Annotated in this window: 23 protein-coding genes; 17 read left to right on the plus strand and 6 right to left on the minus strand. The window is 66.6% G+C overall.

The annotated features are described in order from the left end of the window. Positions 1-43 precede the first annotated feature (43 nt). The gene (locus E7773_RS02895) at positions 44-307 is read left to right on the plus strand and encodes a hypothetical protein (protein ID WP_293987870.1); all 264 of its coding nucleotides are present in this window, start codon (positions 44-46) and stop codon (positions 305-307) included. Next, positions 304-1,020: an ATP12 family protein gene (locus E7773_RS02900; RefSeq protein WP_293987873.1), complete on the plus strand. Its 717-nt coding sequence runs from the start codon at positions 304-306 to the stop codon at positions 1,018-1,020. The genes E7773_RS02895 and E7773_RS02900 overlap by 4 nt, the downstream gene beginning before the upstream one ends. Here the strand turns inward: E7773_RS02900 and gmk are convergent. Further along, entirely contained in the window at positions 970-1,626 is a 657-nt protein-coding gene (gmk, locus tag E7773_RS02905; RefSeq protein WP_293987876.1) for a guanylate kinase, read from the minus strand. The genes E7773_RS02900 and gmk overlap by 51 nt on opposite strands. 91 nt (positions 1,627-1,717) lie before the next feature. On the opposite strand from gmk, the gene E7773_RS02910 reads away from it, so the two are divergent. Both E7773_RS02910 and E7773_RS02915 read left to right on the plus strand, forming a co-directional pair. Continuing rightward, positions 1,718-2,056: a metalloregulator ArsR/SmtB family transcription factor gene (locus E7773_RS02910; RefSeq protein ID WP_293987880.1), complete on the plus strand. Its 339-nt coding sequence runs from the start codon at positions 1,718-1,720 to the stop codon at positions 2,054-2,056. Beyond that, positions 2,053-2,535 (plus strand): SRPBCC domain-containing protein, encoded by a 483-nt coding sequence (locus tag E7773_RS02915; RefSeq protein WP_293987883.1) that lies wholly within the window; start codon positions 2,053-2,055, stop codon positions 2,533-2,535. The genes E7773_RS02910 and E7773_RS02915 overlap by 4 nt, the downstream gene beginning before the upstream one ends. Positions 2,536-2,541: 6 nt before the next feature. On the opposite strand, the gene E7773_RS02920 is transcribed toward E7773_RS02915, so the two are convergent. The 3 genes from E7773_RS02920 to E7773_RS02930 are packed head-to-tail and all read right to left on the minus strand — an operon-like array spanning position 2,542 to position 4,692. Next, the gene (locus tag E7773_RS02920; protein ID WP_293987886.1) at positions 2,542-2,745 is read right to left on the minus strand and encodes a hypothetical protein; all 204 of its coding nucleotides are present in this window, start codon (positions 2,743-2,745) and stop codon (positions 2,542-2,544) included. 54 nt (positions 2,746-2,799) lie between these two features. Further along, on the minus strand, positions 2,800-4,191 hold the full coding sequence (gene fumC / locus E7773_RS02925; RefSeq protein WP_293987889.1) for a class II fumarate hydratase: 1,392 nt from the start codon (positions 4,189-4,191) through the stop codon (positions 2,800-2,802). A gap of 24 nt (positions 4,192-4,215) precedes the next feature. Continuing rightward, a complete protein-coding gene (locus E7773_RS02930) occupies positions 4,216-4,692 on the minus strand; it encodes a ClpXP protease specificity-enhancing factor SspB (protein ID WP_293987892.1) in 477 nt (158 codons plus the stop codon). 69 nt (positions 4,693-4,761) lie between these two features. On the opposite strand from E7773_RS02930, the gene hisB reads away from it, so the two are divergent. The 8 genes from hisB to E7773_RS02970 all read left to right on the plus strand — a co-directional run bounded on the left by hisB (position 4,762) and on the right by E7773_RS02970 (position 10,463). After that, positions 4,762-5,349 (plus strand): imidazoleglycerol-phosphate dehydratase HisB, encoded by a 588-nt coding sequence (hisB, locus tag E7773_RS02935; RefSeq protein WP_293987895.1) that lies wholly within the window; start codon positions 4,762-4,764, stop codon positions 5,347-5,349. Positions 5,350-5,377: 28 nt separating this feature from the next. Beyond that, the gene (gene hisH / locus E7773_RS02940) at positions 5,378-5,983 is read left to right on the plus strand and encodes an imidazole glycerol phosphate synthase subunit HisH (protein WP_293987898.1); all 606 of its coding nucleotides are present in this window, start codon (positions 5,378-5,380) and stop codon (positions 5,981-5,983) included. Between the two features lie 133 nt (positions 5,984-6,116). Continuing rightward, on the plus strand, positions 6,117-6,851 hold the full coding sequence (hisA, locus tag E7773_RS02945) for a 1-(5-phosphoribosyl)-5-[(5-phosphoribosylamino)methylideneamino]imidazole-4-carboxamide isomerase (protein WP_293987901.1): 735 nt from the start codon (positions 6,117-6,119) through the stop codon (positions 6,849-6,851). Between the two features lie 208 nt (positions 6,852-7,059). Continuing rightward, positions 7,060-7,827 carry an imidazole glycerol phosphate synthase subunit HisF gene (hisF, locus tag E7773_RS02950; protein WP_293987904.1) on the plus strand — a complete coding sequence of 256 codons (768 nt, stop codon included), beginning with the start codon at positions 7,060-7,062 and terminating at the stop codon, positions 7,825-7,827. 31 nt (positions 7,828-7,858) lie between these two features. Further along, the gene (locus E7773_RS02955) at positions 7,859-8,062 is read left to right on the plus strand and encodes a hypothetical protein (RefSeq protein ID WP_293987907.1); all 204 of its coding nucleotides are present in this window, start codon (positions 7,859-7,861) and stop codon (positions 8,060-8,062) included. Positions 8,063-8,094: 32 nt separating this feature from the next. Beyond that, entirely contained in the window at positions 8,095-8,415 is a 321-nt protein-coding gene (locus E7773_RS02960) for a phosphoribosyl-ATP diphosphatase (RefSeq protein ID WP_293987910.1), read from the plus strand. Beyond that, a complete protein-coding gene (locus E7773_RS02965; protein ID WP_293987913.1) occupies positions 8,415-8,792 on the plus strand; it encodes a histidine triad nucleotide-binding protein in 378 nt (125 codons plus the stop codon). Before E7773_RS02960 ends, E7773_RS02965 begins: the two co-directional genes overlap by 1 nt. Positions 8,793-8,858: 66 nt before the next feature. Next, entirely contained in the window at positions 8,859-10,463 is a 1,605-nt protein-coding gene (locus E7773_RS02970) for an amino acid permease (protein ID WP_293987916.1), read from the plus strand. A gap of 70 nt (positions 10,464-10,533) precedes the next feature. On the opposite strand, the gene E7773_RS02975 is transcribed toward E7773_RS02970, so the two are convergent. Continuing rightward, on the minus strand, positions 10,534-11,532 hold the full coding sequence (locus E7773_RS02975) for an adenosine kinase (protein ID WP_293987919.1): 999 nt from the start codon (positions 11,530-11,532) through the stop codon (positions 10,534-10,536). A 58-nt stretch (positions 11,533-11,590) separates the two neighbouring features. Here E7773_RS02975 and E7773_RS02980 point away from each other — a divergent pair, with 58 nt between their 5' ends. Together E7773_RS02980 and E7773_RS02985 are read left to right on the plus strand one after the other, a co-directional pair. Continuing rightward, a complete protein-coding gene (locus tag E7773_RS02980) occupies positions 11,591-12,271 on the plus strand; it encodes an EI24 domain-containing protein (RefSeq protein ID WP_293987923.1) in 681 nt (226 codons plus the stop codon). Continuing rightward, the gene (locus tag E7773_RS02985) at positions 12,268-12,639 is read left to right on the plus strand and encodes a hypothetical protein (RefSeq protein ID WP_293987926.1); all 372 of its coding nucleotides are present in this window, start codon (positions 12,268-12,270) and stop codon (positions 12,637-12,639) included. Before E7773_RS02980 ends, E7773_RS02985 begins: the two co-directional genes overlap by 4 nt. Here E7773_RS02985 and queG read toward each other — a convergent pair. After that, complete coding sequence (gene queG / locus E7773_RS02990; RefSeq protein WP_293987928.1) at positions 12,613-13,674, minus strand: tRNA epoxyqueuosine(34) reductase QueG; 1,062 nt, start codon at positions 13,672-13,674, stop codon at positions 12,613-12,615. The two genes, E7773_RS02985 and queG, sit on opposite strands and share 27 nt — an antisense overlap. 44 nt (positions 13,675-13,718) lie before the next feature. Between queG and E7773_RS02995 the strand changes: the two genes are divergently transcribed. The 3 genes from E7773_RS02995 (at position 13,719) to E7773_RS03005 (ending at position 17,202) form a co-directional block, all read left to right on the plus strand. Further along, entirely contained in the window at positions 13,719-14,648 is a 930-nt protein-coding gene (locus E7773_RS02995) for an ATP-binding cassette domain-containing protein (RefSeq protein ID WP_293987930.1), read from the plus strand. Then, positions 14,648-15,865 carry an ABC transporter permease gene (locus tag E7773_RS03000; protein WP_293987933.1) on the plus strand — a complete coding sequence of 406 codons (1,218 nt, stop codon included), beginning with the start codon at positions 14,648-14,650 and terminating at the stop codon, positions 15,863-15,865. Before E7773_RS02995 ends, E7773_RS03000 begins: the two co-directional genes overlap by 1 nt. Before the next feature lie 89 nt (positions 15,866-15,954). After that, the gene (locus E7773_RS03005; protein WP_293988222.1) at positions 15,955-17,202 is read left to right on the plus strand and encodes a cytochrome P450; all 1,248 of its coding nucleotides are present in this window, start codon (positions 15,955-15,957) and stop codon (positions 17,200-17,202) included. The last annotated feature ends 35 nt before the right edge of the window (positions 17,203-17,237 follow it).

The following is a 17,237-nucleotide window of genomic DNA, read 5'->3' on the forward strand; positions in this document are numbered from 1 at the left end:
CCGCGCTTGCAGTTGCCGATCCGCCGCTCCATCTGGAGGCACAATGACCGACACCCCCAACCCCTCGCAATCCCGCAATCGTTACCTGCTGATCGTCGGCACGCGCCTGATCGGTGCCGCCGGCGCGGTGTTCGGGCTGGTCCTGACGGCGCGATTTCCGCAATGGCAAATGAAGGTTCTTGGCGGCGCAATCGTGCTGTCGGCGATCTACATGACATTAGTCGTACCACTGGCGCTGGCGCATCGCTGGGCGACACCGGGCACTGTGAGGACCAACCGGCGGCGGCCACGCAAACTCCCCAAATGAAGCGCTTCTGGAAGGAGGTTGCGGTCGATGCCGAGCGCGGCATCCAGCTCGACGGAAAGCCGGTGCGCACGCCGGGACGCTTGCCACTCATACTGCCGACCGATGCGCTGGCCGAGGCGATCGCCGAGGAATGGCGCTGCGTCGAAGACGAGATCGATCCGCGCCCGATGCCGCTGACTGGCCTCGCCAACGCCGCGATCGAGCGAGTCGCCGCCGACCCGGCAGTGTTTGCCGCGAACCTGGCGGCCTATGCCGAGAGCGACTTGCTCTGCTACCGCGCCGATGCGCCGCCCGAGTTGATCGCCCGGCAAGCGACGGCGTGGGATCCGCCGCTCGCCTGGGCGACGACGCGGTACGACGTGCACTTCCTGCTCGCCCCCGGTGTCATGCATCAGCCGCAGCCCGACGCCACGATCGAGCGACTCGCGGTCGCGGTTGCCGTCCGCGACCCGTTCGAGCTCGCCGCGCTGGCGCCGATCGTCACGATCACCGGCTCGCTGGTGCTCGGCCTCGCGCTGGTCGAGCGTGCGATGGATGCCGACGCTGTGTGGGATGCGGCCAACCTCGACGAGGACTGGCAAGCCGAGCAATGGGGCGAGGACGCGCTGGCGGCGCAAGCGCGTGCCGTGCGGCGCACCGAATTCGACGCCGCCGCGCGCTTCCTACATCTCCGGCAGACGCCGGATGAAGCCGATCATGCCGCGCTGGCGTGAGCGCTTGAGCCGTTCGGTGGTCAGGATCGTCTGGACGCACTCGTAGCAATCGTCGAGGTCGTCGTTGACTAGGACGTAATCGTACCCGTCCCAGTGGCTCACCTCCGATTGCGCACGGTCCATGCGGCGGTCGATGATTTCCTGGCTGTCGGTCGCGCGCTTCTCCAGCCGCGCGCGCAAAGTCTTGAGTCCCGGCGGCAGGATGAACACCCGTACCACGTCGCCGCCGGCGAGCTGGAACAATTGCTGCGCGCCCTGCCAGTCGATATCGAACAGGATGTCGCGGCCTGCCTCCAAATCCTTGAACACCGTCTCGCGCGGCGTGCCGTAGCGCTCCTCGAACACGCGCGCCCATTCGAGGAACTGGTCGTCCTCGACCATCTGGCGGAAAACGTCCTTGGTGACGAAGTGATAGTCCTTGCCGTCGACCTCGCCCGGACGGATCGGGCGCGTGGTGTAGGACACCGACATCTTGAGCTTGTTGCGTTCTTCCTTGAGCAGCCGGTTGGCGATGGTTGATTTGCCTGCCCCCGACGGCGAGGACAGCACGAACATCAAGCCGCGGCGCTTGAAGCTCTTGGGTTGCGACGCGCGGTGATCGGCCATGCGCGCCTTTGGCGTGGAGCGGCAGGCCGCGTCAAGCGACTCAAAACTTAGCCACTTGCTTTAGTTTTCTGCCTCACTAATAGTAAAGTAGATGCTTAATGAATCGCACCTGCTCGATCGCGCGTTTCACGCGCTCGCCGATTCGACGCGGCGCGCAATTGTCGAGCGGCTGATCGCGCGGCCGATGACGGTCAGCGACCTGGCATCGCCGTTCGAGATGTCGCTGCCCGCGGTAATGCAGCACCTCGCGGTGCTCGAAACGGCGGGGCTGGTCCGGTCGCACAAGGCCGGGCGCGTGCGCACCTGCCGGATCGATCCGGTCGCGATGCGGCTGGTCGAACACTGGATGCTCGACCGTCGCCGCGAGTGGGAAAGCCGCTTTGATAAGCTCGACGATTATCTCAAGACGATGGAAGGAAAAGAGAAATGAGCGACAAGACGGTCATTCGCCCCGATCCTTTGGTATCGGACCGCCATTTCGACGCCCCGCGCGCTTTGGTGTTTCGCGCTTGGACGACGGCCGAGCATATCAGGGCCTGGTTCAGCCCCGAAGGTATGACCACACCCGAAGCCGTGGTCGAATTCCGTCCCGGCGGTCGCTTCGAAATCTGCATGGAGGCGCCCGACGGCGAGCAATACTGGAGCCGGGGCAGCTTCATCGACATCGTCGAGAACGAGAAGATCGTGTGGGAAGCGGGCGGGCACGCCAACGAGGAGCGCACATCGAGCTTCCATGTCGTGACGACCGTCGAGTTCACCGACGACAGCGCGGGCACCAATATGCACGTTCACCAGGCCTACGAAGTCTATGACGACGCCGGCATCGCCGCGGTCGGCGGCGCGCCCGAGGGCTGGCGCACGACGCTCGACAAGCTCGAGCGCGAAGTGACGCGGATGAAGGCGGGCTGATCCGCTTCAGGCGGGCGCGGCAGCTCCGTCGAGCTTGCGGTTGAGATAGCGAAGCGCCGCATAGGCACCGCCGATCACGATCGCAGCCGGCACGGCCTTGCGCGCGACCTTCCACGTCGCGACGCCGGCGAGCGCGCCCAGCGTCCCGCCCTTACCGTCGCGCAGGTCGATCTTGCGGCCAATAGCGGCGGCAATGAGGTCACCGATCATGAGAAACTCCCTGAAATTGCAGGGCGATAAAGCGCGATCCGCAGCGAAGTTCCGTCAGCGCCCGATCATCGTCTCCGGCCGGACGACCCGGTCGAACGTGGCTTCGTCGACCAGCCCTAGATCGAGCCCCGCCTGCTTAAGCGTCATGCCCTGCTCGTGCGCATGCTTGGCGATCTTCGCGGCCTTGTCATAACCGATCTCCGGCGCCAGCGCGGTGACCAGCATCAGCGAGCGATCGACCAGCTCGGCAATCCGCTGCCGGTCAGGCTCCAGCCCTTCGACGCAGCGCTCGGCGAACGACTCCATCGCCACCGCGAGCAGATCGATCGAGCGCAGCACCGCCGCGCCGATCAGCGGCTTGAACACGTTGAGCTCGAGGTGCCCCTGCATCCCGCCTACCGTCACCGCTTGATGGTTGCCGATCACTTGCCCCGCGACCATCGTCAGCATCTCGCACTGCGTCGGGTTGACCTTGCCCGGCATGATCGAGCTGCCGGGTTCGTTGGCGGGCAGCGCCAGCTCGCCGATCCCCGAGCGCGGGCCGCTGCCGAGCAGGCGGATATCGTTGGCGATCTTGGTCAGCGCGACCGCGAGCGTGTTGAGCGTGCCCGACAGATGGACCAACGGGTCGTTCGACGCGAGCGCCTCGAAGCTGTTCTCCGCCGGCACGAACGGATGCCCGGTAATCTCGACCAGTGCCGCGCAGAACTTGCCCGCGAACCCCTCGGGCGCGTTGAGTCCCGTGCCGACCGCGGTTCCGCCCTGCGCCAGCCGGTTGGTGCCGTTGACGATCGCCGGCTCGATCCGCCGCCCGCAACGATAGACCTGGTTGGCGTACCCCGAAAACTCCTGCCCCAACGTCAGCGGCGTCGCGTCCTGCAAATGCGTGCGGCCGATCTTGACGATGTCGTCCCACGCCCCAGCCTTGGCTTGCAGCGCGTCCTTCAGCCGGTCGAGCGCGGGGAACAGCCGCTTGGTCACCGCGAGCGACGCCGCGATGTGGAGCGCGGTCGGGAAGCTGTCGTTCGACGACTGGCTCATGTTGACGTGATCGTTGGGATGGACCGGCGTCTTGCCGCCGCGCGTGCCGGCCAGCATCTCGTTGGCGCGGCCGGCGATCACCTCGTTGACGTTCATGTTCGACTGCGTGCCGCTGCCGGTCTGCCAGATGACGAGCGGGAACTGGTCGTCGAGCTTCCCCGCGACGACTTCGGCCGCCGCCGCCTCGATCGCATCGGCGAGTTCGGGCGGCAGGCCATGCCGCCGGTTTACCCGCGCCGCCGCCTGCTTCACCAGCGCGAGCGCGTGAACGATGGCGATCGACATGCGTTCGGTCGGGGGAAACGGGAAATTCTGGATCGAGCGTTGGGTCTGCGCGCCCCAATAGGCGGCGGCGGGAACCTCGATAGCGCCGATCGAATCGGTTTCGGTGCGGGTTTCGGTCATTCGCCCTCCAACCGCCGGGCGCGGCTATTTTTTGCGCTTGAAATCCACCGCCACAACATTCGACCCGTCATCGACGCGCTCGATCGGATCGTTCTCGGCTTCCTCATGCGGCTCCGGCCCATCCGGCCCTTCCTGCGCCTGGAAACGCAGCTCGAAATTGACCGCGGGGTCGTGGAACCCGGTGATCGCCGAATAGGGAATGTCGAGCTTCGACGGCACCTGGTTGAAGCTCAAGCCCACCGAGAAGCGCTCGTCGTCGACCGTCAGGTCCCAATAACGGTTCTGCAGCACGATCGTCATCTCGTCGGGAAACCGCTCGATCAGCCGCGACGGTATGTCGACGCCGGGCGCCTGGGTCTTGAACGTGATGTAAAAATGATGTTCGCCCGGCAGCCCGCCGCCCGCCGCGACCGACCCCAGCACGCGGCCCACCACCGCACGCAATGCCTCCTGGACGATCTCGTCATAGGGAATCAGGCTGTCGGGCAGGCTATCGCTCATGCGCCTTGGGTAGCGGCTGGCGGGAGCGGGTCAAGATTGCATGCGCGGGCGTGGGCGCTATGGGGAGCCATGCGCAGCGCGACGATCAGCCGCAAGACGAGCGAGACGAGCATCGATGTGACCGTCGATCTCGACGGGACAGGCGCGTACAACGTGTCGACCGGGATCGGGTTCTTCGATCATATGCTCGAACAATTGAGCCGCCATTCGCTGATCGACCTGAGCGTCAAGACCGTCGGCGACCTGCATATCGACCAGCACCACACGGTCGAGGACACCGGCCTCGCGATCGGCGAGGCGGTGGCGCAGGCGCTGGGCGAGAAGCGCGGCATCCGCCGCTATGCCGACGCACTGAGCCCGATGGACGAGACGCTGACGCGCGTCGCGCTCGATATTTCGGGGCGGCCGTTCCTCGTGTGGAAGACCGAATTCTCGCAGAAACGGCTCGGCGAGATGGACACCGAGATGTTCGAGCATTTCTTCCACTCGTTCGCGCAGACCGCGGGGATCACGCTGCACATCGAGACGCTGTACGGGTCGAACAACCACCATATCGCCGAAGCTGCGTTCAAGGGGCTGGCGCGGGCGTTGCGCGAGGCGGTCGAGATCGATCCCCGCAAGGCCGGGGTGATTCCGAGCACCAAAGGCACATTGTGAAAGCCCCTCCCCTAAAGGGGTGGGCTAATTGACGCTCGCGCTGATCGATTACGGCGCGGGCAATCTTCATTCGGTAGCCAACGCGCTGAAGGCAGCGGGCGCGCGCGACATCGCAGTGACCGCCGATCCGGACGTGGTGACGAAGGCCGATCGCATCGTCCTGCCGGGAGTGGGTGCGTTCGGCGCGTGCGCGAGTGCGTTGCGCGGTATCGATGGCATGGTCGAGGCGCTCGATCAGCGCGTGCGGTGTGACGGCGCACCGTTCCTCGGCATCTGCGTCGGCATGCAGTTGATGGCCGATGCCGGCGAGGAAATGGGCGAGCATCTCGGACTTGGCTGGGTGCGGGGGCGCGTGAAGCAACTGGCGCCAAGCGACCCGACCGCCAAGGTTCCGCACATGGGCTGGAACGACGTTCACCTAACCGCTCCACACCCGCTGGTAGAACCGGGCGAGGCCTATTTCCTCCACTCCTACGCGTTCGAGGGCGAGGATGTGATCGCCACCACCGACCATGCCGGTCCGGTCGTCGCGGCGATCGCGCGCGAAAATCTGGCGGGGGTGCAGTTCCACCCGGAAAAGAGCCAGCGCTACGGGCTCGACTTGTTGGAAAGGTTCCTGAAATGGCAGCCGTAAAAATCCTCCCCATTCATGGGGAGGTGGCAGCGCGTAGCGCTGACGGAGGGGGTCATCCTCCTCGGAATCGCCCTCGGCCCACCCCCTCCACCAGCCTGCGGCTGGTCCCCCTCCCCGTCCCGGGGAGGATTTGATGTCGCTGATCGTCTTCCCCGCGATCGACCTGAAGGACGGCAACGTCGTGCGCCTGTCCGAAGGCGACATGGACTCGGCGACGATCTACGGCAGTGACCCGGTCGCGCAGGCGATGGCGTTCGCCGAAGCCGGCGCGCAGCACCTCCACATGGTCGACCTCGACGGCGCGTTCGCCGGGCAATCGGTCAACGGTGACGTGGTGCGCGCGGTGGTTGCGGCGTTCCCCGGCCATGTCCAGCTCGGCGGCGGCGTCCGCGACCGCGCCGCGATCGAGGGCTGGTTCGACGCCGGAGTCGCGCGGCTGGTGATCGGCACCGCGGCGCTGGAGAACCCCGAACTGGTCCACGACGCGGCGCGCGACTTCCCGGGAGGGATCGTCGTCGCGGTCGACGCCAAGGACGGCATGGTCGCGACGCGCGGTTGGGCCGATGTGTCGGACGTCGAGGTCGTCGACATGGCGCGGCGATTCGAGGATGCCGGGGTCGCGGCGTTGCTGTTCACCGATGTCGGGCGCGACGGGCTGCTGAAAGGATGCAACGTCCAGGCGACGGTCGATCTCGCGCGGACGGTCGATATCCCAGTGATCGCGAGCGGCGGGGTGAGCGGGATCGCCGACATCCACGTTCTCGCGCTCCACGCCCGCGACGGGATCGAGGGCGTCATAACCGGGCGGGCGCTCTATGACGGCCGCCTCGACCTCGCGACGGCGATCGCGGTGGCGGACGCAGCGTGACCCTAAAAGCTGGCCTCATCGTGGTGGGGCTCGGCCTTATGGCCCTGTTCGGATTTGGCTTCTTAATTGATCTTCGGGACCGTACCTCGTCGGTGAAAGGATTGAGTGCTTCGCGCGACAGCCAGCCCGTCGGCTATTGGGTTGCCATGGCCTTCAACGCGGCGTGGATAGTAGCGGGGCTTGTCGTTTTCATAATCGGTGTAGTCATATGACCGTCCGCGCGCGCGTCATCCCCTGTCTCGACGTTGCCAGCGGCCGCGTTGTGAAAGGCGTCAACTTCGTCGATCTGCGCGATGCCGGCGATCCGGTCGAGCAGGCACAGGCGTACGACGCGGCGGGGGCGGATGAATTGTGTTTCCTCGACATCACCGCCAGCCACGAAGCGCGCGGGACGATCCTCGACGTGGTGCGGCGGACCGCGGCGGTGTGCTTCATGCCGCTGACCGTCGGGGGCGGCGTGCGGTCGGGGGAGGATGCGCGGGCATTGTTGCTAGCCGGCGCGGATAAGGTGGCGGTCAATTCGGCGGCCGTCGCGCGACCAGAGGTGGTGAGCGAGATGGCCGAGCGGTTCGGCAGCCAGTGCGTGGTCGCCTCGGTCGATGCGCGACGGTCGGGCGACGGCTGGGAAGTGTTCACGCATGGCGGGCGGCAAGCCACCGGGATCGACGCCGTGGCGCACGCGACCCGGCTCGCCGAGCTCGGCGCGGGCGAGCTGCTGATCACCAGCATGGATCGCGATGGCACGCGCGACGGCTACGACCTCGACCTTACGCGCATGATCGCCGATCGGGTGAGCGTGCCGGTGGTCGCGTCGGGCGGCGTCGGCGGGCTCGACGATCTGGTCGCCGGCATCCGCGATGGCCACGCCAGCGCAGTGCTCGCCGCGAGCATCTTCCATTTCGGCGAGGCAAGCATCGCCGACGCTCACCGCACGTTGGCCGCGGCGGGGATTCCGGTGCGGCGGCCCATTTCCTGACTGTTAAGGGCGGACGCGCTATGGCGTTGCAATGCGGTTCGCCCTGCTCTTCCTGATCCTCGCAACCCCGGCCCTTGCGCAGGTGCCGCCGCATAGCGGCGTGATCCACACGCGCAGCATGCCCGAACTCTCGGACATCGCGCTGTTCGTAATGGCGGTTGGCGGCGTCTGGCTGGCCCGACGTGCGCTGCGCAAACGCTTCGCCAAGCAGGGTACACCCAAAACCGAGGATTGACGCGGCGCGCCCGCGCGGGCAGCGATCGATCCATGGCCGACGACCCGCTCGACGCGCTCGACGCGCTGATCCGTTCCCGGAAAGGTGCCGACGCCGCCAGTTCGTACACCGCCAGCCTGTTCGCCGCGGGTCGCGCCAAGGTCGCCCAAAAGGTCGGCGAGGAAGCGGTCGAAACCGTCATCGCCGCGATGGGCGACGACAAGAAGGCGCTGACCGGCGAAGCCGCCGACCTAATCTATCACCTTGTCGTCCTGCTCGCCGATGCCGGCTTGTCGCTCGACGATGTCCGTCAGGAACTCGCGCGGCGCACCGGGCAATCGGGCCTCACCGAAAAGGCCAGCCGGAGTTCGTGATGCCGATCGACGCGACTCAGCCGTATGACGACCAGAATATCTTTGCGAAGATCCTGCGCGGCGAAATCCCGTCGAAGCGCGTCTACGACGACGAGTGGGCCGTCGCGTTTCACGACATCGCCCCCGCCGCACCCGTGCATATCCTGGTGGTTCCGACAGGCCCGTACGTGTCGTGGGACGATTTCAGCGCGCGCGCCTCGGCGGAGGAAATCGCCGGCTTCGTCCGCGCAATCGGCGCAGTCGCGCGCGATCTCGACCTCGTCGCGCCGGGCTATCGCCTGCTGGCCAATGTCGGCCAGCATAGCGGCCAGGAAGTACCCCATCTGCACGTCCACCTGTTCGGCGGCCAACCGCTCGGCCCGATGCTCGCGCGTTAGGGATTGCCTCCCCCGCGATTGTGGCTAGGCTCCGCGCCAACATAAAAAATACCCTAGGGGATGTTCATGATTTTCGACCGCGTAAAACCGCTGGACGCGATCCTCGCGACCGCCGAGAAGAAGGGACTGCACCGAACGCTCGGCGCATTCCAGCTGACCATGCTGGGCATCGGCGCGGTGATCGGCACGGGTATCTTCGTGCTCACGTCCGAAGCCGCGCAGAAGGCCGGGCCGGGGATGCTGATCAGCTTCGTCATCGCGGGCTTCGTCTGCGGTGTTGCCGCACTCTGCTATTCCGAGCTTGCTTCGATGGTCCCGGTGTCCGGGTCTGCCTACACCTATACCTACGCGGTCAACGGCGAGTTGCTCGCCTGGATGGTCGGCTGGGCACTGATCCTGGAATATGCCGTCGGCGCGAGCGCGGTCGCGGTCGGCTGGTCGAACTTCGTCGTCGGGCGGTTGGGGGCCGCCGGGTTCCACATACCCGCGGCCCTGAGTAACGCCGACGCCCTGATGGCGCACATGTACGTCGCGTTCGGCACGCCGATGAGCGCCGACTTGCAAAAGGCGATGGACGTCGGCGGCTGGATCAACGTTCCCGCCATCATCATCGTCGCGTTTGTCACCTGGCTGCTCGTGATCGGAACGACCGAGAGCGCGCGCGTCAACGCAATCCTCGTCGCGGTGAAGATCGCCGCGCTGACCGCGTTCATCGCGCTCACGCTGCCGGTGCTCAATTCGTCGCACTTCGGCAGCGCGACCGAGCCATTCATGCCCACGGGCACGACTGGGGTGCTCGGCGCCGCGGCTTCGATCTTCTTCGCCTATGTCGGGTTCGACGCGGTGTCGACCGCGGCGGAAGAGACGAGAAATCCGCAGCGCAATGTGCCGATCGGGTTGATCGGGTCGCTCGGCATCTGCACGATCTTCTACCTGCTCGTCGCCAGTGGTGCGATCGGCGCGATCGGTGCACAGCCGGTGATGGATGCGGCGGGCCACGTACTGTCGCCGGGAACCCCCGAACTTGCCGGGCGCTGCGCATCGACCGTCGCCTCGGGCGCGACCGAGCCGCTCGTCTGCTCCAAGGAAGCGCTGGTCCACGTGCTGCAGGTCGTCCATCATCCGTACGTCGGCTGGCTGGTCGGTCTGGCCGCGGTGATCGCGCTGCCCTCGGTCGTGCTGATGATGATGTTCGGCCAGACTCGCGTGTTCTTCACGATGGCGCGCGACGGCTTGCTTCCCGAACGTCTGTCGGCAGTGCATCCGAAGTTCCGCACGCCGCACGTCGTCACGATCGTGACCGGTGTCGCCGCGGCGTTCGCGGCAGCGTTGCTGCCGGTCGGCAAGCTCGCCGACTATTCGAACTCGGGCACGTTGTTCGCGTTCTTCATGGTCGCGGTTTCGGTGATGGTGCTGCGCGTGCGCGATCCCAACCGGACGCGCCCGTTCCGGACGCCGGCGGTGTGGATCATAGCGCCGCTCGCGATGATCGGCTGTATCGGACTGTATTTCTCGTTGCCGCTGACCGCGATCCTCGTCCTGCCGGGCTGGGGTGCGATCGGCCTGCTGATCTACTTCCTCTACAGCCGCAGCCGCAGCCATGTCGGCCGCGGAATCGTGGATGTGGTCGACGATCCGTCGATGCAGCCGGAAACGTCCAAGCCGCTCTGACCAGCGCTTGGCACAAACGAAAAGGCCGGGGAGCGATCCCCGGCCTTTTTTGTGGCGCTAAGCAGCGGGTTCAGCCGAGTTTGTCGACAACCAGTTGCTTGATGTCGGCAACGGGACGCGGGCCGATGTGGCTGATGCACTCCGCCGCACAGATCGCGCCCATGCGCAGGCTCGTCTCGAGGTCGCGGCCCTGCGCTTGTCCGGCCAGGAACCCCGCCGCGAACAGGTCGCCCGCGCCGGTCGTGTCGACCACGTCGTCGATCGGCTCGGCCGGGACACGGGCGTGCTCGCCGCCCTTGTGTGCCTCAGCCCCGGCCGCGCCGTGCGTGCAGACCAAAGTCGGGATCTTGGCGGCCAACGCGGCGACCGCTTGCGCCGTGTCTTCGGTCTGCATCATCGATCGCACTTCGACGTCATTCGCGAACAGGATGTCGATCTGCCCGGCGTCGATCAGCGCGTGGAAGGCGTCGCGATGCCCCTCGACCACGAACGCGTCCGACAGCGTCAGCGCGACCTTGCGGCCCGCGCCGCGCGCCATCGCGATCGCGCGCTTCATCGCGTCGCGTGACTGGTCGGCGTTCCACAGATAGCCTTCGAGATAGAGGATCCCGCCGGCCGCGATCGTCGCTTCGTCGACGGCCGCTTCGGGCAGGAACTGCGCGGCGCCGAGGAAGGTGTTCATCGTGCGCTGACCGTCGGGCGTGATCAGCACCAGGCAGCGCCCGGTCGGATCGCCGCCGGTCGCCGCCGGGGTCGCGAAATGCACGCCGAGCGCCTGGACGTCGTGCGCGAAGACATTGCCGAGCTGGTCGTCGGCGACCTGGCCGATGAACCCCGTGGCATGGCCCAGCGCGGCGAGCCCGGCGATCGTGTTCGCGGCCGATCCGCCCGACACTTCGCGCCCCGGCCCCATGCGCGAATATAGGTCGTCGGCGGCGGCGGGATCGAAGATCAGCTGCATCCCGCCCTTGGTCATCCCTTCCGCGACGATGAATTCGTCGGTGGCCTGGGCGAGGATATCGACGATCGCGTTGCCGATCGCGACGACGTCATAGGTGGCGGTGGTCAAATCAAGTCTCCGAATGGGGTTGGCCGCGCCGTACCCGCGCGGCTAGACGGGCGCAACGATGATCCGCGCGTTCTTCCTGTCGCTCGGCGATCTCGCCGACCCGGCGATCCTACGCGTGTTCGCGAAGACGATCGCGCTGACGCTGATGATTTTTCTGTTGCTCGGCGCTAGTTTGTGGTTCGCGACGCGCTGGCTGGTGATCGACCAGCTGGGCTGGGACGAGACCGCCGGCAATATGGCGGCGGTCAGCGGGTTCCTGGCGATGCTGCTGTTCGGCTGGGTGCTGTTCCGCGCGATCGCGGTGGCGGTGCTCTGGCTGTTCGGCGACGACATCGTGATCGCGGTCGAGCGGCGACATTATCCAGCGGCACTGGCGGATGCGCATCGCGTGGCCGCAACGCGATCGCTGGCGCTCGGGTTGCGCTCGGCGGTGCGGGCGTTGTTGGTCAACGTGCTGCTTATCCCGGGTTACGTCCTGTTGCTGGTAACGGGGTTGGGCACGCCGCTGTTGTTTTACGCCGCCAACGGCTGGCTGCTCGGCGCCGATCTGGGCGAGATGGTTGCGGCGCGCCACCTGATGCGCGGCGAGATGAGGGCGTGGCGGCGCGACACGCGCTGGTCGCGCTGGGACTTGGGCGTGACGGTCGCGGCATTGCTGAGCGTGCCGTTCGTCAATCTGGTCACCCCAATGCTCGGCGCGGCGATGGCGACGCATATGTTTCATGGGAGAAAGCGATGACGCGCGCGATGATACTCGGGGCGGGGCTGTTGCTGGCGGGATGCGGCGGCGGAACGATGGCGCGTCCGGCGACCCCGAGCGCCGCGCCGGTGCGGCCGATCTCGACCGCCGGGCTCGACCGCGTGATGGGGCAGAACGCCGCGGGACTGACCCGCGAGTTCGGCAATCCCGACGCCGACGTGCGCGAGGGCAATGCGCGCAAGCTCCAGTTCAAGGGGCCGATCTGTGTGCTCGATACCTATCTCTATCCACCCAAGGGCGGCGGCGAAGCGGCAGTCACCTATGTCGATACGCGCCAGCCCGACGGCAGCCCGATCGACCGCGCGAGCTGTGTCGCGGCGCTAGCGCGGCGCGGCGGCGGAAAGTAGCCGGGCGAGCGCCCAGCCTGCAGCATCGCGCACCACGTCGGACGCGTCTTCGCGCAGCGTTTCAAGCGCGGGCGCGAGTGCAGCATCGCCGCTGTTGCCCGCCGCGTAGGCCGCGTTGCGCACCATCCTGTCGCGCCCGATCCGCTTGATCGGCGAGCCGGCGAACACTTGGCGGAACGCCGCATCGTCGAGCGCGAGCAGGTCCGCGAGGTGCGGCGCGGTCAGTTCGGCGCGCGGCAGGAAGGCGCGGTTGGCGGCGGCGGAGGCCGCGAACTTGTTCCACGGGCACACCGCGAGGCAATCGTCGCAGCCGTAGATGCGGTTGCCGAGCGCTTCCCGGAATTCCTCGGGCACCGGGCCCTTATGCTCGATCGTCAGGTACGAAATGCACCGCCGCGCATCGAGCCGGTAGGGCGCGGGAAACGCATCGGTCGGGCATGCGCGCTGGCACGCGTCGCACGACCCGCAGGTGTCGCTGCCCGGTAGCGACGGCGCGAGGTCGAGCGTCGTGTAGATCGCGCCGAGGAACAGCCAACTGCCGTGCTCGCGGCTGACCAGATTGGTGTGCTTGCCCTGCCAGCCGAGTCCCGCCGCTTCCGCCAGCGGTTTTTCCATCACCGGCGCGGTATCGACGAATACCTTCAGGTCGCTGCCCGGCGCTTCGGCGACAATCCACCGCGCCAGCGCCTTGAGCGTGCGCTTGACCAGGTCGTGATAGTCGGACCCCTGCGCGTACACTGAAATCCGCCCGACATCGCCCTCCCCCGCCAGCGCCAACGGGTCGCGGCCCGGTGCGTAGCTCATCCCGAGCGCGATCACGCTCTTCACGTCGGGCCACAGACCGGCGGGCGCGGCACGCTGAGCGCTCCGCTCCTCCATCCAGATCATCTCGCCATGCGCGCCCTCGCCCAGCCACTGGCGCAGTCGCTCGCCCGCCAGCGGCGCGGCGTCGGCGCGCGCGACGCCGATGTCCGCGAAACCGAGCCTTAACGCTTCGGCGCGCAACCGCTCCTCGAATGGCCTTTCGTGATCCACGCCGCCCCGCTACCACGATAAGCGAGAACAAGGGGATAGGTCGCGTGTCACAATCTCTGGCGGTCAGCGCCACCGGGCTCGTCAAGAAATTCGGCGGGCGGCGTGTCGTCGACGGGGTCGACCTGGCGGTGCCGGCGGGGACGATCTACGGCGTGCTGGGCCCCAACGGCGCGGGCAAGACGACGACGCTGCGCATGCTGCTCGGGATCATCGAGCCCGACGAGGGCGAACGCACCTTGCTCAGCTGTCGCCACCCGCGCGATGCGAGCGACCGCGTCGGCTATCTTCCCGAAGAACGCGGGCTCTATCCGGCGATGAAGGCGCGCGAGGCGATCGCATTCATGGGGGCGCTCCGCGGCCTGCCGTGGGGCACTGGGCGTAAGCGCGCGGTCGAACTGATGGAGAATGCCGGTCTCGGCTACGCGGTCGACACCAAGATCCGCAAGCTGTCGAAGGGCATGGCGCAGCTCGTCCAGCTGCTCGGGTCGGTGGTGCACCAGCCCGATTTGCTCGTGCTCGACGAACCGTTTTCGGGGCTCGACCCGGTCAATCAGGAAAATCTCGAAAAGCTGATCCGCGGCGAACAGGCGCGCGGCGCGACCGTCCTCTTCTCGACCCACGTCATGGCACACGCCGAGCGGCTGTGCGACCGGCTCGCGATCATCGCGGGGGGCAAGCGCCGGTTCGAAGGAACCGTCAACGACGCGCGCGGACGCTTGCCGATGCAGGCGCATTACACGCCCGAACGCGACGATCCCGGGATTGCCGCGATGCTGCCCGGCGACGCGCGGCATGACGGGCAGGCGTGGATATTCCCGGTCCCCGACGGCGGGATCGAGGCAATGCTGATGCGGCTGACGCAATCGGGGCATGGCGTGGCCGGACTGTCGATCGAACGGCCCGGGCTGCACGATGCATTCGTCCAGATCGTCGGCGCGAAGGCATTGGCCGAAGCCGAAGCGGAGGCGCGGTGATGACCGCCGAAGCCCTCCGCCGCTCGACTCGCCAGGCGCTCACCGTTGCGCGGCGCGATTTCATCGCGACCGTGTTCACGCCGACCTTCCTGATCTTCCTGTTGTCGCCGCTGTTCACAATCGCGTTCGGTGCGATGGGCGGGTTGGGCGCGTCGACAATGACTCGGTCCGTGGTCGAACGCAGCAAGCTGGTGGTGCTGACCGCGCCGCAACGCAATGACGCGATCCACGACGCCGACACGCAATTGCGCCTGATGTTCGGTCGCGACGACATGCCGCCGCCGCTCGACTACCGCGCACCGGGAGCGGACCCGGAAAAGCAGGCACGCACGCTGATCGGCAGCCACGAAGGCGATGTCGACGCGGTGCTCTACGGCCCGCTCACCGCCCCCCATATCCTCTACGGCAACAATTCGGCCGGCGAAGCGAACTACCTCGCTGCGCTCGCCGAGCAAGTGCTGCGCAGCGACCGGATCGGGTCGAGCGCGCCCTTGAGCACGCCGGTGAAGACGCATATCGCGCAAACCCAGGTGACCGAGTCCGGCCATAGCGCCGCCGCAATCTTCGCGGTGGTCGCGATCTTCATGCTGACGCTGTTCCTCGCCGGGCTGACGATCGGCACGATGGCGGAGGAGCGCAACAACAAGGTGATCGAGGTGCTCGCCGCCGCCGTCCCGCTCGAATCGGTGTTCGTCGGCAAACTGGTGGGGATGTTCGGCGTCGCGTTGCTGTTCGTCGGCTTCTGGGGAACGGTTTTCAGCCAGGTGACGAGCATCTTCCCCGGGCTCGCGACCACGCTGGCGACCGTCGCTCCGGCGGTCGGGAAGCCAGTGTTCGCGCTCCTGTTCCTGATCTATTTCGTGATGTCGTATCTGCTGATCGGGGCGGCGTACCTAATCCTCGGTGCGCAGGCATCGACCCAGCGCGAACTGCAGATGATGTCGCTGCCGATGACCTTCCTGCAGATGGGAATGGTCGGACTGGCGGGCACCGCGGCGGCCAATCCAGGCGGCATGGTCGCGTGGATCGCTGAAATCTTCCCGTTCAGTTCGCCGATGGCGATGGCGGCGCGCGCGGCCAACTCGCCCGCTTTGTGGCCGCACCTGCTGGCCATCGCGTGGCAGTTACTGTGGGTGTCGGTCGTGATTGCGCTCGGCGCCAAGTGGTTCCGGCATGGGGTGCTCAAATCGGGTGGTGGCCCGCGGCGCAAGAGCTGACCGCCTCACTATTGACATTCTTGTAAGTATCGGGTTGATTGCGATCAGGGAGAGTGGGCATGGCGACTCAAGCGACGCACGATTCGATCATGGAGCAGGTCAAGAACGGACCCGCGCTCAAGTACGACGGCCCGGTCGATCCGCTCGACGTCAGCCGCGCCGAACTCTACCGCGACGACACATGGCAGGCGCCGTTCAAGGAACTTCGCGCCAACGCCCCGGTCTATAAGGTCGAGGGGTCGGACTACGGCCCCTATTGGTCGGTCTCCACCTACAAACCGATCCTCGAAGCCGAATCGCTTCCCGACATCTTCTCGTCCGAAGCCGGCGGGATCACGCTCGCCGATTTCCTGCCCGACAGCGATGTGAAGATGCCGATGTTCATCGCGATGGACCGGCCCAAGCACACCGGCCAGCGCCGCACCGTCGCCCCCGCCTTCACGCCCAGCGAGATGGTGCGGATGAAGGAGGACATCGTCCGCCGCACCGGCGAAGTGCTCGACACGCTCGAATACGGCAAGACATTCGACTGGGTCGATACCGTGTCGATCGAACTGACCACGCAGATGCTGGCGATCCTGTTCGACTTTCCGTGGGAGGACCGGCGCAAGCTGACCTTCTGGTCCGACTGGGCCGGCGACATCGAGCTGGTCAAGACGCCCGAGCTGCGCGCCGAGCGGCTGACGCACATGTACGAATGCGGCGCCTATTTCGGGAAATTGTGGAACGACAAGCTGGGCAAGGAGCCGACGCCGGATCTCATCTCGATGATGATCCATTCCGAAGCGATGGCCGAGATGGACCAGTTCGAGTTCCTCGGAAACCTGATCCTGCTGATCGTCGGCGGCAACGACACGACGCGCAATTCGATGAGCGCCGTCGCCTATGGGCTCGACCTGTTTCCCGACGAGCGCGCCAAGGTCGAGGCCGACCCCGGCCTGATCGGCAACACGGTGCAGGAAATCATCCGCTGGCAGACCCCGCTCGCGCACATGCGCCGCACCGCGACGCAGGACCACGAACTGGGCGGGCAAATGATCAAGGAAGGCGACAAGCTCGCGCTCTGGTACCTGTCGGCCAATCGCGACGAGAGCGTGTTCGGCGACAATGCCGACGACATCCAGGTCGATCGTCCCAACGCGCGGCGCCACCTGGCGTTCGGGCACGGCATCCACCGCTGCGTCGGTGCGCGGCTCGCCGAGCTTCAGATCAGCGTGCTGCTCGAGGAAATGGCCAAGCGCCGGATGCGCGTGAACGTCGTCGGCGAGCCCGAGCGCGTCTCGGCCTGCTTCGTCCACGGCTATCGCAAGCTGCCGGTCGAGATCAGCAAATACTGACCGGGGTGCAGGATCGTCCCGTCGCGCCTATCTGG

This window comes from Sphingomonas sp. (assembly GCF_004799495.1).
In the GTDB taxonomy this organism is placed as follows: domain Bacteria; phylum Pseudomonadota; class Alphaproteobacteria; order Sphingomonadales; family Sphingomonadaceae; genus Sphingomonas.

What these genes read in the sequence shown, in the direction of transcription:
- E7773_RS02895 (WP_293987870.1), top strand. Translation starts at nt 44, where the DNA reads ATGACCGACACCCCCAACCCCTCGCAATCCCGCAATCGTTACCTGCTG.
- E7773_RS02900 (WP_293987873.1), top strand. Translation starts at nt 304, where the DNA reads ATGAAGCGCTTCTGGAAGGAGGTTGCGGTCGATGCCGAGCGCGGCATC.
- gmk (WP_293987876.1), bottom strand. Translation starts at nt 1,626, where the DNA reads ATGGCCGATCACCGCGCGTCGCAACCCAAGAGCTTCAAGCGCCGCGGC.
- E7773_RS02910 (WP_293987880.1), top strand. Translation starts at nt 1,718, where the DNA reads ATGCTTAATGAATCGCACCTGCTCGATCGCGCGTTTCACGCGCTCGCC.
- E7773_RS02915 (WP_293987883.1), top strand. Translation starts at nt 2,053, where the DNA reads ATGAGCGACAAGACGGTCATTCGCCCCGATCCTTTGGTATCGGACCGC.
- E7773_RS02920 (WP_293987886.1), bottom strand. Translation starts at nt 2,745, where the DNA reads ATGATCGGTGACCTCATTGCCGCCGCTATTGGCCGCAAGATCGACCTG.
- fumC (WP_293987889.1), bottom strand. Translation starts at nt 4,191, where the DNA reads ATGACCGAAACCCGCACCGAAACCGATTCGATCGGCGCTATCGAGGTT.
- E7773_RS02930 (WP_293987892.1), bottom strand. Translation starts at nt 4,692, where the DNA reads ATGAGCGATAGCCTGCCCGACAGCCTGATTCCCTATGACGAGATCGTC.
- hisB (WP_293987895.1), top strand. Translation starts at nt 4,762, where the DNA reads ATGCGCAGCGCGACGATCAGCCGCAAGACGAGCGAGACGAGCATCGAT.
- hisA (WP_293987901.1), top strand. Translation starts at nt 6,117, where the DNA reads ATGTCGCTGATCGTCTTCCCCGCGATCGACCTGAAGGACGGCAACGTC.
- hisF (WP_293987904.1), top strand. Translation starts at nt 7,060, where the DNA reads ATGACCGTCCGCGCGCGCGTCATCCCCTGTCTCGACGTTGCCAGCGGC.
- E7773_RS02955 (WP_293987907.1), top strand. Translation starts at nt 7,859, where the DNA reads ATGCGGTTCGCCCTGCTCTTCCTGATCCTCGCAACCCCGGCCCTTGCG.
- E7773_RS02960 (WP_293987910.1), top strand. Translation starts at nt 8,095, where the DNA reads ATGGCCGACGACCCGCTCGACGCGCTCGACGCGCTGATCCGTTCCCGG.
- E7773_RS02965 (WP_293987913.1), top strand. Translation starts at nt 8,415, where the DNA reads ATGCCGATCGACGCGACTCAGCCGTATGACGACCAGAATATCTTTGCG.
- E7773_RS02970 (WP_293987916.1), top strand. Translation starts at nt 8,859, where the DNA reads ATGATTTTCGACCGCGTAAAACCGCTGGACGCGATCCTCGCGACCGCC.
- E7773_RS02980 (WP_293987923.1), top strand. Translation starts at nt 11,591, where the DNA reads ATGATCCGCGCGTTCTTCCTGTCGCTCGGCGATCTCGCCGACCCGGCG.
- E7773_RS02985 (WP_293987926.1), top strand. Translation starts at nt 12,268, where the DNA reads ATGACGCGCGCGATGATACTCGGGGCGGGGCTGTTGCTGGCGGGATGC.
- E7773_RS03000 (WP_293987933.1), top strand. Translation starts at nt 14,648, where the DNA reads ATGACCGCCGAAGCCCTCCGCCGCTCGACTCGCCAGGCGCTCACCGTT.
- E7773_RS03005 (WP_293988222.1), top strand. Translation starts at nt 15,955, where the DNA reads ATGGAGCAGGTCAAGAACGGACCCGCGCTCAAGTACGACGGCCCGGTC.